Genomic DNA, 14,559 nt, shown 5'->3' on the forward strand with positions numbered 1-14,559 from the left:
GGTTGGTTTGGGATTATCTAGTTTGAAATAGTTTTGAATATCGGATCTAGTAGCACAAATTTTTACTAGTTTTGAACATTGAATCTAGGACCAGTTTGAACATTGCTTGAACTTTGAGTTAACATTTTTGAAAACGTAGATTAACTTAAAAAACAGGCGATTACATTTTTGAAAATGGCGTTTAGGCTCCAAAAACAGGCTTATAAATTTCTACATTCCAGTTACCAACACAATCGGAGCGTAATTTTACCCTTTTAAGTTGCACTAAAAGGGTATTTTTTCACCTAAAACAAGAAAATGGCATCATTTTTACCTGTGATTCTTCAAAGACCAGCCTAAAACCCACAATTCCTTCCCATTATCCCATTAAAAAAGGTCAGTCCCGACTCTAAATCGGACTGACCTTTTCATTTACCGTAAAAATTATTCGTTCATAACCTTTATCGCTGCTTCAACAAAGTCACGGAATAGTGGCTGTGGACGAGTTGGTCTTGATGTGAATTCTGGGTGGAATTGACATGCAAGGAACCATGGGTGGTCCTTCAGCTCAACGATTTCGACTAAGCGGCCATCTGGACTTGTTCCAGAGAACACGAATCCTGCTTTCTCCATTGCAGGGCGATAGTGATTGTTGAACTCATAACGATGACGGTGACGCTCATAGATCACTTCATCCTTGTAAGCGTCAAATGCTTTTGTACCTTCTGTAAGCTTACAAGGGTAAAGTCCAAGACGAAGTGTACCACCAAGATCGTCGATGTCCTTTTGTTCTGGTAGTAAGTCGATGATTGGATGTTTTGTTTCAGGATCAATCTCTGCAGAGTGCGCTCCTTCAAATCCAAGTACGTGACGTGCAAATTCAACTGTCGCTAGCTGCATGCCAAGACAGATTCCGAAGAATGGCTTCTTTTTCTCACGAGCATAACGAGTTGCAAGGATTTTACCTTCGATACCACGGTCACCGAATCCACCAGGAACAAGGATACCATCTACATCCCCTAGCAATTCTTCTACGTTTTCAGCGTTTACTTCATCAGAGTTTACCCATTTCACTTGAACATCCGCGTCGAAGTTATAACCTGCATGCTTAAGTGCTTCAACAACAGAAATATAGGCGTCTTGAAGTTCTACGTATTTACCGACTAGAGCGATTTTAGTTGTCTTAGAAAGGTTGCGTACTTTATCGACAAGGCCTCGCCATTCAGTCATATCCGCTTCAGTCTTGCTTTCTAATTTCAAGTGATCGCAAACGATTTGATCCATGTTTTGAGCTTGCAATGCTAATGGAACTGCGTATAGCGTATCTGCATCCTGCGCTTCAACCACCGCTTTTTCGTCAATGTCACAGAAAAGGGCAAGCTTGTCCTTCATGTCCTGTGTCATTGGCATTTCCGTACGAACAACGATGATGTTTGGTTGAATACCAAGACTGCGCAATTCTTTTACGCTGTGTTGAGTCGGCTTTGTTTTCATTTCGCCAGCCGCTTTAATGTAAGGAACAAGTGTACAGTGAATGTACATGACGTTGTCGCGACCAATATCGCTCTTGATTTGGCGAATCGCTTCTAGGAAAGGAAGTGATTCAATATCTCCAACCGTTCCACCGATTTCAGTGATTACCACATCTGCATTCGTTTCGTGGCCAGCACGGAAAACGCGTTCTTTGATTTCATTTGTAATGTGTGGGATAACTTGAACGGTTCCGCCAAGGTAATCGCCACGACGCTCTTTACGAAGAACAGTGGAGTAAATTTTACCAGTCGTTACAGAGCTGTATTTTGTTAAGTTGATATCCATGAAACGCTCGTAGTGACCAAGATCCAAATCTGTCTCTGCTCCATCATCCGTTACGAAAACTTCACCGTGCTGATACGGGCTCATCGTTCCTGGGTCTACGTTGATGTATGGATCGAATTTTTGAACCGTTACACTGAATCCGCGATTCTTCAATAATCTACCTAATGATGCTGCAGTGATTCCTTTTCCAAGTGAGGATACAACCCCGCCTGTTACGAAAATATACTTTGTCATAAAATAATTCCCCCTTTTTATACTGTTGGTTCTCTTCCAGGTCGTTATAAGGCTTCTTTTTTACGTTTCCCAAAAAGTTGATATAAAAGTAGCCTCTTTCTAATAAATTAGCAGGGGAAGCGAAAAGATTTTGACCATTTGTGAAAAAATAAAAAAGCGCTCCGCCTACTTTCGTGTAAGGGAGCGCTTATTAGCAAGTTTAGTCGTCCTTTTTTAAGGAGCCCAAAAATGATTCTACAAGCCTGAAATGAAAAAGTCAAGCCGATTAAAGCTCTTCTTCTTCGTCCAATTCTTCTTCGTCGAGGTCATCTTCCAGCTCTTCTTCTTCATCAAGGTCGAATTCTTCTTCGTCTTCGATGACTTCATCTTCAACTAGAAGCTCTTCATCATCTTCTAGAAGATCGTCGTCGTCATCAAGAAGATCGTCTTCATCTTCATCAGCAAATTCATCAAGATCTTCGTACTCAAGATCTTCGTCAAGATCTTCATAATCTTCAAGATCGTCTTCATCAAGAGCTTTCTTAGCCTTTTTCTTCTTAGGCTTAATCGGTGTGATTGTATCTTCTTCCGATTGTTCAACCGGATACCAATCGCGGATACCCCAACGGTTGTCACCAAGACATAAGAAACGGCCATCTATATTTAAATCAGTGTAAAATTGTGCAATTCTTGATTTTACTTCACTTTGTGAAATACCTACTGCAGCCACAATTTCATTTAATAGTTCTTGAAATGGTATAGCTTGTTTCTCTTTTCCAATTAATGCTTCGTGAGCAAGCTCAATTAAAGACATTTCTTTAAGCTGCTCTTTTGAGTATTTATCTAGACTCAACCTTCGCACGTCCTTTCTTTGCCTATCCCTAGTAAAAGGGATTAACGTTCACCTTAAAAATACATATTCTTCATTATAAACAAATTCTTGACGTTTATGCTAGTTCTATCTATATCTAAATGCTATTTTTCAAATCTATTCATTGCCCTTTTGCCTTTTCGGCTCTGCGTTTTTCTTAGCCTGTTTATAAGCTAGTATAGAAAAGAGAATAGCTAAGAGAAAAAAAGGAATGGCCCCCAACTGCATTTGATATAGAAAATAAATGGATCCCACAATTACTATCAATACGGTAAAAAATATGATTTTTTGTTTCCTATCCATTTCTGACACCCGAATCCTTCTTATGTACTATTGATGCTTCATAACTGATTATATAAAACTCGGATGATTTTTTTACTATTTTCCTGAAAAAAAATCACAGTGCTTTACAACCTCAAAGGCATAATACACGAAAAACAAGGACCTTAACAGCCCTTGTTTCTATTTTTTACATATTTCTGCGGTATTGGCCGCCTACTTCATATAGCGCCTTCGTAATTTGACCGAGGCTTGCTACTTTGACGGTTTCCATCAATTCAGCAAAAATATTGCCGCCACTCACAGCAGTATGTTTCAAACGTTTAAGAGCTTCCTCAGAAACATCCTTGTGTTGAGATTGGAACGATCTTAAGTTATTGATTTGCATTTCCTTTTCTTCTGTTGTTGCACGGGCCAATTCCATATTATCGACGTCCTCTTCAGATGGAGGATTCGGATTCAAATACGTATTTACCCCAATGATCGGAAGTTCACCGGAATGCTTCTTCATTTCATAATGCATGGACTCATCTTGAATCTTTCCACGCTGATATTGCGTTTCCATCGCTCCAAGAACGCCACCGCGATCATTCAAACGTTCGAATTCCTGCAGCACTGCTTCCTCTACAAGATCCGTCAGTTCTTCCACGATGAAAGAGCCTTGCAGTGGATTTTCATTTTTCGTCAATCCGTGTTCTTTCGTAATGATCATTTGAATCGCCATGGCACGACGCACTGATTCTTCCGTTGGAGTCGTGATTGCTTCATCATATGCATTCGTATGAAGCGAATTACAGTTATCATGAAGCGCCATTAGGGCTTGTAAAGTAGTACGGATATCATTGAAATCGATTTCCTGTGCATGTAACGAACGGCCCGATGTTTGAATGTGGTACTTCAGCTTTTGACTGCGCTCGTTCGCCTTGAATTTATCGCGCATAACCGTTGCCCAAATGCGGCGAGCAACGCGGCCAATTACTGTGTACTCTGGATCTAATCCATTAGAGAAGAAGAACGACAGGTTCGGTGCAAAATCATCGATATTCATACCTCTGCTCAAATAATACTCCACATACGTAAATCCATTCGCTAAAGTAAATGCCAATTGTGAAATTGGATTCGCACCCGCTTCCGCAATATGGTATCCAGAAATGGACACGGAGTAATAATTGCGAACTTGCTTATCGATAAAATATTGCTGAATGTCGCCCATCATACGAAGCGCAAATTCAGTTGAGAAGATGCAAGTGTTTTGACCCTGATCTTCTTTTAGAATGTCAGCCTGCACCGTACCTCGGACTGTTTTTAACGTATATGCTTTTACTTCCGTAAACTCTTCCAACGTTAAAACGCGTCCTAATTCTGCTTCTTTCTTTTCTATTTGCTGTTCAATTGCTGTATTCATGAACATGGCTAAAATAATCGGTGCCGGACCATTGATCGTCATCGATACGGATGTAGATGGATGGCATAGGTCAAAGCCTGCATACAGCTTCTTCATGTCATCGAGTGTACAAACGCTTACGCCACTCTCGCCGACTTTACCGTAAATGTCCGGTCTGTAGTCTGGATCTTCCCCGTAAAGTGTTACAGAATCAAACGCTGTACTTAAACGCTTCGCTGAATCATCCTTTGATAAATAGTGGAAGCGACGATTCGTTCTTTCTGGCGTTCCTTCACCTGCAAACTGACGTTTTGGATCTTCCCCTTCGCGCTTGAATGGGAATACGCCCGCTGTATAAGGGAAGGCACCCGGTACATTCTCACGATATACCCAACGTAAAATCTCGCCATAATCCTTGTATTTAGGCAATGAAACCTTCGGAATTGCAAGTCCTGACAAACTAATTGTCTTAAGGATTGTGACGATTTCCTTGTCACGAATTCTTGTAACGAACTCGTTTGCTTCATAAGTAGACTTCGTTGTTTCCCAACCATCAAGGATTTTCTTCGATTCTGCCGTCAGTTTGGCTGCTGTTTCAGTTTTTAATGCTTCCAATGAAGCGAGAACTTCACTTTTCGCTTCTTTTTCTTTCACAAGTCCGATTGCGCCTTCAAGCTGGAACAACTTGCGCGCAAGGTCAACTTGCAGCTCTGCCGTTTTATGATACCCGCGAACGGTCTCAGAAATCTCACGCAAGTAATAACGTCGATCGTTTGGAATGATGACATTTTGTTTTTCTACCACTGCGGTTTTGCTTAATGATGTAACCCAATCCGTGCCTGTTTTTGCATTTACAACTTCAATCAATGTCGCAAACAAGGCATTTGTTCCCGGATCATTGAATTGACTCGCAATCGTACCATAGACTGGCATTTCAGAAGGATCTTTTTCAAAAAGCATATGGCTGCGCTGATATTGTTTTTGTACTTGGCGCTGTGCGTCTTCCGAACCTTTTCTTTCAAATTTATTGATGACGATTAAGTCCGCATAGTCGATCATATCGATTTTTTCAAGCTGTGAAGGCGCACCGAATTCGCTCGTCATGACGTAAAGTGACACATCACAAATATCCGTGATACCTGCGTCGCCTTGACCAATTCCACTTGTTTCAACGATAACAAGATCAAATCCTGCTGCCTTTACTACTGAAATGGCATCTTTAATCGCAAGAGATAGTTCGCTTTTTGACATACGAGTAGCAAGACTTCTCATGTAAACGCGCGGTGAAAAAATAGCGTTCATGCGAATACGGTCACCTAAAAGCGCACCGCCAGTCTTTTGTTTTGTTGGGTCTACCGATAAGATGGCGACCTTTTTCTCAGGAATTTCGTTTAAGAAGCGGCGAATCAATTCGTCCGTCAAAGAACTTTTCCCGGCTCCACCTGTTCCTGTAATCCCAATAACCGGAACATTTTGCGAAAGTGCTTTTACTTTTTCCATGACCGATTCAACAGCCGCTGCTGTCTCCATCGTCGTTTCTACTTGGTTTTCAGCCAAGGTAATCAGCTTTGCAACCGCATTGATATCGCCTTCGTGCAGCTTTTCAACCTGCTCAGCCGCATCCGAAGTGACAGTTGGGAAATCGCATTCCTCGATCATGCGGTTAATCATTCCTTGTAAGCCAACCGTACGGCCATCTTCCGGAGAAAAAATTCTTGCGATGCCGTAATCGTGGAGTTCCTTAATTTCACGCGGGATGATAACACCGCCGCCTCCGCCGTAAATACGGATGTGTGAAGCGCCTTTTTCAACTAATAAGTCACGCATGTATTTGAAGTACTCAACATGGCCGCCTTGATAAGAAGAAATGGCAATCCCCTGTGCGTCTTCTTGAAGGGCAGCATTCACTACTTCTTCTACAGAGCGATTATGACCAAGGTGGATGACCTCAGCACCGCTCGCCTGCAGGATTCTTCTCATAATGTTTATTGAAGCATCATGACCATCAAACAAACTTGAAGCCGTAACAAAACGAACTGGATTTTTCGGCTTATAAACCTCAGTTGTATGCATGTTCTCCCCGCCTTTTCCTTTTTGTGACACGAACCCCTTATTCATAAAAAACCGTTAAACGCTATTGTATCCCCCGGAGCAGAAGCTTTGTCTGTTCTTGGATATATTCATCGAGCGTGTAAATTTTCTGCAGTGCCCAGCGTCGGAAACCCCACATTTGTCCTTGGACGAAAATATTGTGGGCAATCAATTTCACTTGTTGATCCGTAAGTTGAAGTTCGCCGTTTTCCACACATTTGTGCAGAACTTCTTCGAACATCGCGACCATTTCTATTTCCTTCCTTAACACGTACGGAAGCGCGTCCTTTGATAGCGACTTTGCTTCCTGATACATGACGAGCACTTCGTCCTGCATTTCATCCATGACACGGAAATAGTAAGCTACAGCTAGTTCAAGACTTTTCAGCGTCCCCTGGGTTGTATCCAAATCCATTTGCATGCGGTCTCGTACCTGGTCGTAGATGCTGTCACAAACGAGATAAAGGACATCTTCCTTTGTCCGAATATATTCGTACAGTGTACCGATGCTAAAGCCTGCCGCCTTTGCAATTTCCCTTGTCGTCGTCCGATGAAATCCTTTTTCCTTAAAAAGAGTGACGGCTCCCTTAATCATTTGGTTACGCCTTTTGATGACAAGACGTTCATCCTTGACAGAGGCCTGCACTTCCCGTTTCTTTGACATCGTTTCTTACCCCTTTTGCCGGGACCGCTTTTTTCTACTTCGTTACCATTCTGGAAATAACAAGTCGTTGAATTTCCTGCGTTCCCTCATAAATTTGAGTGATTTTTGCGTCGCGCATATATCTTTCAACTGGGTAATCCTTTGTATAACCATAGCCACCAAAGATTTGAACGGCTTCTGTCGTCACTTTCATCGCTGCATCACCAGCAAATAGTTTAGACATTGCAGATTCCTTACCATACGGCAAGCCTTCTGACTCAAGCCATGCAGCTTGATAAGTTAATAATCTTGCCGCTTCAATGCTCGTTGCCATATCAGCCAATTTAAAGCCGATTCCTTGTTGAGCAGCTATCGGTTTGCCGAATTGATGACGTTCTTTTGCATACTCTACAGATGCATCGAGTGCTCCTTGGGCAATTCCAACCGCTTGCGCAGCGATACCATTACGTCCGCCGTCAAGTGTCATCATGGCAACCTTGAACCCTTCGCCAACTTCACCTAACACGTTTTCAACAGGAACCTTGCAATCTTCGAAAATGATTTCAGTTGTCGGTGATGAACGAATACCGAGCTTCTTCTCTTTTTTACCAACAGAGAATCCTGGGAAGTCACTTTCCACGATGAACGCCGTTGTACCTTTATGTTTGTTTGTCGGATCTGTCAAAGCAAATACCACATAGATATCAGCAATCCCGCCGTTTGTGATGAAAATCTTTGATCCGTTCAGTACGTAGTGATCGCCTTCAAGTCTTGCTGTCGTTCTCATGCCACCTGCGTCCGAACCGCTGCCAGGCTCAGTTAAGCCGTAACCGCCGATTTTTTCGCCAAGTGCCATCGGCTTCAAATACTTTTGCTTTTGTTCTTCTGAACCGAACTTGTAGATTGGCCACCCAGCCAATGAAGTGTGGGCTGATAAAGTAACACCTGTTGAAGCACATACTCTTGAAAGTTCTTCAACAGCGATACAATAAGCAAGATAATCACTGCCAATGCCGCCGTACTCTTCTGGCCAAGGAATACCCGTTAAGCCAAGTTCTGCCATCTTGTCAAAAATTTCACGATCGAAACGTTCTTCCTCATCGCGTTCCGCAGCGGTTGGAGCCACTTCGTTCTTAGCAAAATCACGAACCATTTTTCTGATCATTTCATGTTCTTCAGTCAATCGAAAATTCATTTCGTATCCCTCATTTTCTTCTTAGATATTGGCTATTTTCGCTTTCATTGTTGCTTTTCGGATGATACTCTCATCCCGCATTCTTTATGGCTTCGGTGCTCTTTTCGAGAAGTTCCTGAACCAAGAATTCATAAAAAATCGTAAAAATCCAGAAGCCGATTTTTACTTTTGCTTGTGAAAACAACAAAGTTTACGAAAAGAGCCTAGATATTTGCAAGTTTGACATGTGATTGTTTCTATAACTGCTTACTGATTACCATTCGTTGGATTTCACTTGTTCCTTCGTAGATTTCCGTCACTTTCGCATCACGGAAGTATCTTTCAACCGGATAATCTTCTGTGTAGCCGTAACCGCCAAATACTTGGATCGCTTCGGTCGTTACTTCCACTGCTGTTCTGGAAGCAAACAATTTAGCCATCGAAGCTTCTTTCCCACATTTGATTCCTTGATCTTTCAGATCTGCTGCACGGTAGATTAATAGTTTCGCAGCCTCAACATTTGTCGCCATGTCAGCTAGTTTGAAACCTACACCTTGCTGGAGGGCAATCGCCTTTCCAAATTGTTGTCTTTCCTTCGCATAACCAATTGCTGCTTCCATAGCCGCTTCAGCAATCCCTAGCGATTGTGCAGCAATTCCGATTCGCCCGTTATCAAGATTCGCCATCGCAATCTTGAATCCGTGACCTTCTTCACCAAGCAAATTGTTAGCTGGCACACGCATATCTTCAAATGTTAGTTGCACTGTTCGTGAACCGTGAAGGCCCATCTTCTTTTCATCCTTGCCAATGACTAAGCCAGGAGTGTCTTTATCAACAATAAACGCGGAAATCCCCTTGCTACCCGCTTCTGGATTAGTTGAAGCGAACACAATATAAACATCTGCTTCGCCACCGTTTGTAATGAACACTTTAGAACCATTGATGACATAACCATTTTCATCTTTGACGGCTCTTGTTTTGAGGCTTGCTGCATCCGAGCCAGCGCTCGGCTCTGTTAAACAGAAAGAGCCCAAGAATTCACCTGATGCCAACTTTGGCACATATTTTTGCTTTTGCTCTTCGTTTCCAAAGTAAAGGATTGGGTTCGTTACAACCGATGTATGAACAGAAAGGATCACCCCTACCGTTGCACTTACTTTAGAAATTTCATGAATGGCTGTGATATAGGAAATGAAGTCCATTTCGGCGCCGCCGTATTTCTCAGGAACGGGGATACCCATCAAACCTAACTCCCCCATCTTCCTTAGAATTTCACGCGGAAATTCACCTTTTTCCATCTTTTCTACAAATGGGGCGATTTCACTATTGGCAAAATCGCGAACCATTTTCCGCATCATATTTTGTTCTTCAGTAAATTTCAGATTCATCGTTTTCCCTCCCGGCCTTAATATTCGTAGAAGCCACGTCCTGTTTTACGACCGAGCCATCCTGCTTTTACATATTTGCGCAGAAGCGGACATGGACGATATTTATCATCACCGAATCCTTCATGAAGGGTTTCCATGATATAGAGGCAAGTATCTAGACCGATAAAATCAGCAAGTGTCAGCGGACCCATTGGATGGTTCATACCGAGCTTCATTACCTCATCAATCGCTTCTTTTGTTGCCACACCTTCATAAAGCGTATAAATAGCTTCATTGATCATAGGCATTAAGATACGGTTCGAAACGAATCCTGGGAAGTCGTTCACTTCGACAGGAACTTTTTTAAGCGTGTTGGTCATATCTTCAATCGCTTGGTAGACTTCATCTGCTGTCGCTAAGCCTCTAATAATTTCAACGAGTTTCATGACCGGCACAGGGTTCATGAAATGCATGCCGATTACTTTTTCGGGGCGCTTTGTCGCAGCTGCGATTTCTGTGATTGGCAAGGAAGACGTGTTGCTCGCTAATATCGCGTGTTCTGGTGCAAGTTCATCAAGTTGAGCAAAGATTTTTGTTTTGATTTCCATATTTTCAACCGCTGCTTCGATGACAAGGTCAACATGCTTGCTGTCTGCAAGTTCAGTAGAAGTAGTTAACCTTCCTAAGACTTCATTTTTCTCTTCATCTGACATACGGCCTTTTTCCACTTGTCGTGAAAGATTTTTTGAAATGACACCAAGACCACGCTCTACAAACTCGGGCTTCAAATCGTTTAAAAACACTTCATAGCCAGCTTGTGCACAAACTTGAGCGATACCCGACCCCATTTGACCCGCACCAATTACCATTACCTTTGATATCTTCATTTCATTTCCCCCCAATGGATTCATTTTTCGTAAGGCGTTAAGCCTTAGGAACTTCAATCATGATTGCATCGCCTTGGCCGCCACCGCTGCAAATAGCCGCGATTCCAATCCCTCCGCCTCTACGTTTCAGTTCGTGCATCAGCGTGATGATGATTCGTGCTCCGCTTGCTCCGATTGGATGACCGATTGCTACCGCACCGCCGTTCACATTTACCTTCTCTGGATCAAGACCCGCTATCTTACCGCTTGCCAATGCAACCGCCGCAAACGCTTCGTTGATTTCAAATAAGTTGATTTCATCCAGCGTTTTCCCTGCTTTTTTCAAAAGCGCATTGATGACAAGACCCGGAGTTTTCGGAAAATCCTTTGCTTCCACCGCAATTGCTTCGTGAGCGAGGATATAAGCTTCCGCTTTGCGTCCTTCTTTTTCCGCACGTTCTTCACTCATAAGGACAAGTGCAGCCGCTCCATCATTGATTCCAGGTGCATTTCCAGCTGTTATCGTGCCATCAGAGTTAAAAACAACGCCTAATTTAGACAGTTTTTCAAAAGAAGTATCTTTCCTTGGTGATTCATCATGTTCAACTACAATGGGATCTCCTTTGCGTTGTGGAACCGATACTGGAACGATTTCTTCAGCAAGTTTCCCCGCTTCAATTGCGGCGATTACACGTTCATGGCTGCGTGCTGCCCATCTGTCCTGTTCTTCACGTGAGATTTCCATTTCCTTCGCCGTTGAATTACCGTAAGTCCCCATGTGAACGCCTGTAAACGTACATGTTAGTCCGTCATAAACCATCAAGTCCTTTACAGATGAATCGCCCATCCGGAGTCCCCATCTTGCCTTTGGAAGTAAATAAGGCGCGTTGCTCATAGATTCCATTCCACCTGCGACAATTACCTCTTCATCACCTGCGCGAATAATTTGATCGGCAAGCGTTACGCTTCTCATTCCTGAAGCACATACTTTATTAATCGTTTCTGTTTTCACTTCCCATGGAAGTCCAGCATGTTTAGCCGCCTGCCTTGAAGGAATTTGTCCCTGTCCGCCTTGAAGAACGCTGCCTAGAATTACTTCGTTTACTTCTTCTGGTTTGATGTCCGCTCTATTCAGTGCTTCCTTTACAGCCATTCCACCTAATTCAGAAGCCGAAAATGAACTTAAGCTACCGCCAAATTTTCCAAATGGTGTTCTTACTCCGCTTAAAATAACCGTTCTGCCCATCAAAATCGCTCCTTTAATTCGTTTATTTAAAATAGTCCAAAAATTAAAGTTCTACTGCAGCCATTTCACAAGATCAAATGAGGAATACTCTTTCCATTGACTGAACGCTCGCTCGAAGCTTAGCCATAAATACATATGAAAGCGCTTTATCTAATATTTCTATCATACTGCAAAAATAGTAGAAATTGAAACTATTTACACCAAATTCTTACAAATACAAAATCTGTGTTCGTCTCAACTTCTACTATTCATGGGGTAAAGCTGTTTTCGAAAAACTTTTTTGCAATTTAACGAATTGAGGTAGTGGTTGATTTCCGTTCCAGATGCTCGCTTTCCGCGGGGCGGGCGGTGAGCCTCCTCGGCAAATTGCCTGTGGGGTCTCACCTGTCCCGCTGCTCCCGCAGGAGTCTCGCACCTTCCACTCCAATCAACTTCTTTGTTAATGATTCGCTTTCACAAAACGACAGGGCGCTTCCGCTTTTCTTATGAAACTAATTCTTGTTGGCTTCCGCACACTGATTTTTCAAGAAGCTCGGCAATGTCCAATGTGGATACTGTTTCTTCCACTTCTTTCGCTTTCGTGCCGTCTGATAGCATGGTTAAGCAGTACGGACAACCTGAACTGATAACAGAAGGATTTACTTCTAATGCCTGTTCTGTACGAGCTACGTTGATGCGGTGACCTGTTTCTTCTTCCATCCACATCAATCCGCCACCTGCTCCACAGCACATACCCGTTTCGCGCTTACGCTCCATTTCCACCAGCTTAACACCTGGGATGGCACGCAGTACGTCACGCGGCTGATCATACACTTCGTTATAGCGTCCTAAGTAACAAGAGTCATGGAAAGTAATCGTTTCGTTGACTTCATACTTCGGAACAAGACGTCCTTGCTTCACTAAATCCGCAAGCAATTCAGTATGGTGGTAAACTTCAGCTGTAAAGCCAAATTCAGGATACTCGTTCTTAAAGATATTGTATGCATGAGGATCGATTGTGACGATTTTCTTCACTTCGTTCTTCTCAAATTCCTCAATATTTTTTGTTGCCAGCTCTTGGAACACAAACTCATTTCCTAGACGGCGCGCTGTATCTCCAGAGTTCTTTTCTTTGTTACCAAGAATCGCAAACTTCACACCTGCTTCGTTTAACAGCTTCGCAAATGAAAGAGCGATCTTTTGGCTGCGGTTATCGTATGAACCCATAGAACCAACCCAGAAGAGATATTCGAACTCTTCGCCCGCTTTGCTTAGTTCTTTTACAGTCGGGATATGAACATCCTCGCGAGCTTCACGCCAGTCTTCACGCTGTTTGCGATTCAGCCCCCAAGGATTTCCTTGTTTTTCGATATTTTGCATTGCGCGCTTTGCATCAGGATTCATTTTTCCTTCTGTTAAAACAAGATAGCGACGCAAATCAATGACTTTGTCAACGTGTTCGTTCATGACCGGACATTGGTCCTCACAGTTACGGCAAGTTGTACAAGCCCAGATTTCTTCTTCTGTGATGACATCCCCAATTAGACTTGGGTGATAAGCCAACCCTGCCGCCGCTTCTTCTGCACCTTTACCTGCTGCAGCAAGAGCAATTTGGTTGCCCTTCGTGTTTGAAAAAGCGAATGTTGGCACCCATGGCTGTCTAGAAGTAACCGCAGCACCATGATTCGTTAAGTGATCACGCAATTTTACGATTAAATCCATTGGTGAAAGCATCTTACCTGTGCCGGTAGCTGGACACATATTTGTACATCGTCCACATTCTACACATGCATATAAATCGATTAACTGAAGCTGATTAAAGTCTTCAATTTTTCCGACACCGAATGTTTCTTGAGTTTCATCTTCAAAATCGATTTTCTTCAACACACCTGGTTTGCCAAGGCGATCAAAATAAACGTTTGCTGGTCCAGCAATTAAGTGAGCGTGTTTGGATTGTGGTACATATACCAAGAATGCTAAAAGGAACAAGAGATGAATCCACCAGCAAATGTAAAAGACTACCGTTGCACCCGTTTCGCCTATCCAACCAAAAGCTCCAGCGACAAGTGAAGCAACCGGCTCGCTCCAAGTACCTTCATGACCGTGCCAAATCATGCCCATTCCATTTCCGATTAAAACGGAAAGCATTAAACCACCGATAAATAATAATACCAGCCCAGATTTAAAGCCTCTTTTTAAGCGGACAAGCTTTTCAACATAACGACGGTGAAAAGCCCAAAGGACAGCCACTAATATCATCAACGTAACGATTTCCTGGAAAAAAGTAAATCCAGGATACAAAGGTCCTAACGGAAGATGAGCTCCCGGCTTGATTCCTTTAATGATAAAATCAATCGCTCCAAATTGAACGAGGATAAATCCATAGAAAAACATGACGTGGATGATTCCACTTTTCTTATCTTTTAAAAGTTTCTTTTGGCCAAATACATTGACCCAGATTTTTCCTAAACGTTCTTTTACGTTGTTATCAAACTCGAATTTCTTACCAAGCTTGATAAATTCGATTCTTGTTTTTACAACATAAACGAATAAGCTAAGTGCGTAAGCGGTTACAAATAAGAACGCAATTAAGTTAATCCAAAGTAATCCGTTCATCAACATGCCCCTCCCTTAAAATCTTCTGCCGTT

At 42.6% G+C, this 14,559-nt stretch carries 9 protein-coding genes; all 9 read right to left on the minus strand.

Annotated elements, in window-relative coordinates; genetic code table 11:
• Positions 1-423: 423 nt before the first annotated feature.
• Positions 424-2,031 (minus strand): CTP synthase, encoded by a 1,608-nt coding sequence (locus BMZ31_RS14690; protein WP_090832681.1) that lies wholly within the window; start codon positions 2,029-2,031, stop codon positions 424-426.
• Positions 2,032-2,296: 265 nt separating this feature from the next.
• Entirely contained in the window at positions 2,297-2,863 is a 567-nt protein-coding gene (gene rpoE / locus BMZ31_RS14695) for a DNA-directed RNA polymerase subunit delta (protein ID WP_175478133.1), read from the minus strand.
• Positions 2,864-3,350: 487 nt separating this feature from the next.
• Positions 3,351-6,617 (minus strand): fused isobutyryl-CoA mutase/GTPase IcmF, encoded by a 3,267-nt coding sequence (gene icmF / locus BMZ31_RS14705; RefSeq protein WP_090832860.1) that lies wholly within the window; start codon positions 6,615-6,617, stop codon positions 3,351-3,353.
• A gap of 61 nt (positions 6,618-6,678) precedes the next feature.
• Positions 6,679-7,299: a TetR/AcrR family transcriptional regulator gene (locus tag BMZ31_RS14710; RefSeq protein WP_090832684.1), complete on the minus strand. Its 621-nt coding sequence runs from the start codon at positions 7,297-7,299 to the stop codon at positions 6,679-6,681.
• A gap of 34 nt (positions 7,300-7,333) precedes the next feature.
• On the minus strand, positions 7,334-8,473 hold the full coding sequence (locus tag BMZ31_RS14715; RefSeq protein ID WP_090832685.1) for an acyl-CoA dehydrogenase: 1,140 nt from the start codon (positions 8,471-8,473) through the stop codon (positions 7,334-7,336).
• Between the two features lie 236 nt (positions 8,474-8,709).
• The gene (locus BMZ31_RS14720; protein ID WP_090832686.1) at positions 8,710-9,840 is read right to left on the minus strand and encodes an acyl-CoA dehydrogenase; all 1,131 of its coding nucleotides are present in this window, start codon (positions 9,838-9,840) and stop codon (positions 8,710-8,712) included.
• 17 nt (positions 9,841-9,857) lie between these two features.
• Positions 9,858-10,706 (minus strand): 3-hydroxybutyryl-CoA dehydrogenase, encoded by an 849-nt coding sequence (locus tag BMZ31_RS14725; RefSeq protein WP_090832687.1) that lies wholly within the window; start codon positions 10,704-10,706, stop codon positions 9,858-9,860.
• Between the two features lie 37 nt (positions 10,707-10,743).
• Positions 10,744-11,931, minus strand: a complete 1,188-nt coding sequence (locus tag BMZ31_RS14730) for an acetyl-CoA C-acetyltransferase (protein ID WP_090832688.1) — start codon at positions 11,929-11,931, stop codon at positions 10,744-10,746.
• Between the two features lie 483 nt (positions 11,932-12,414).
• A complete protein-coding gene (locus tag BMZ31_RS14735) occupies positions 12,415-14,526 on the minus strand; it encodes a 4Fe-4S dicluster domain-containing protein (protein WP_090832689.1) in 2,112 nt (703 codons plus the stop codon).
• Positions 14,527-14,559 lie beyond the last annotated feature (33 nt).

It is taken from the genome of Bacillus sp. cl95 (assembly GCF_900115925.1).
Lineage (GTDB): Bacteria > Bacillota > Bacilli > Bacillales > Cytobacillaceae > Neobacillus_A.

Bases quoted from the DNA above. Each gene is read 5' to 3' on its own strand.
- BMZ31_RS14725 (WP_090832687.1), bottom strand. From the start codon at position 10,706: ATGAAGATATCAAAGGTAATGGTAATTGGTGCGGGTCAAATGGGGTCG.
- BMZ31_RS14715 (WP_090832685.1), bottom strand. From the start codon at position 8,473: ATGAATTTTCGATTGACTGAAGAACATGAAATGATCAGAAAAATGGTT.
- BMZ31_RS14735 (WP_090832689.1), bottom strand. From the start codon at position 14,526: ATGAACGGATTACTTTGGATTAACTTAATTGCGTTCTTATTTGTAACC.
- BMZ31_RS14730 (WP_090832688.1), bottom strand. From the start codon at position 11,931: ATGGGCAGAACGGTTATTTTAAGCGGAGTAAGAACACCATTTGGAAAA.
- BMZ31_RS14710 (WP_090832684.1), bottom strand. From the start codon at position 7,299: ATGTCAAAGAAACGGGAAGTGCAGGCCTCTGTCAAGGATGAACGTCTT.
- BMZ31_RS14720 (WP_090832686.1), bottom strand. From the start codon at position 9,840: ATGAATCTGAAATTTACTGAAGAACAAAATATGATGCGGAAAATGGTT.
- BMZ31_RS14690 (WP_090832681.1), bottom strand. From the start codon at position 2,031: ATGACAAAGTATATTTTCGTAACAGGCGGGGTTGTATCCTCACTTGGA.
- icmF (WP_090832860.1), bottom strand. From the start codon at position 6,617: ATGCATACAACTGAGGTTTATAAGCCGAAAAATCCAGTTCGTTTTGTT.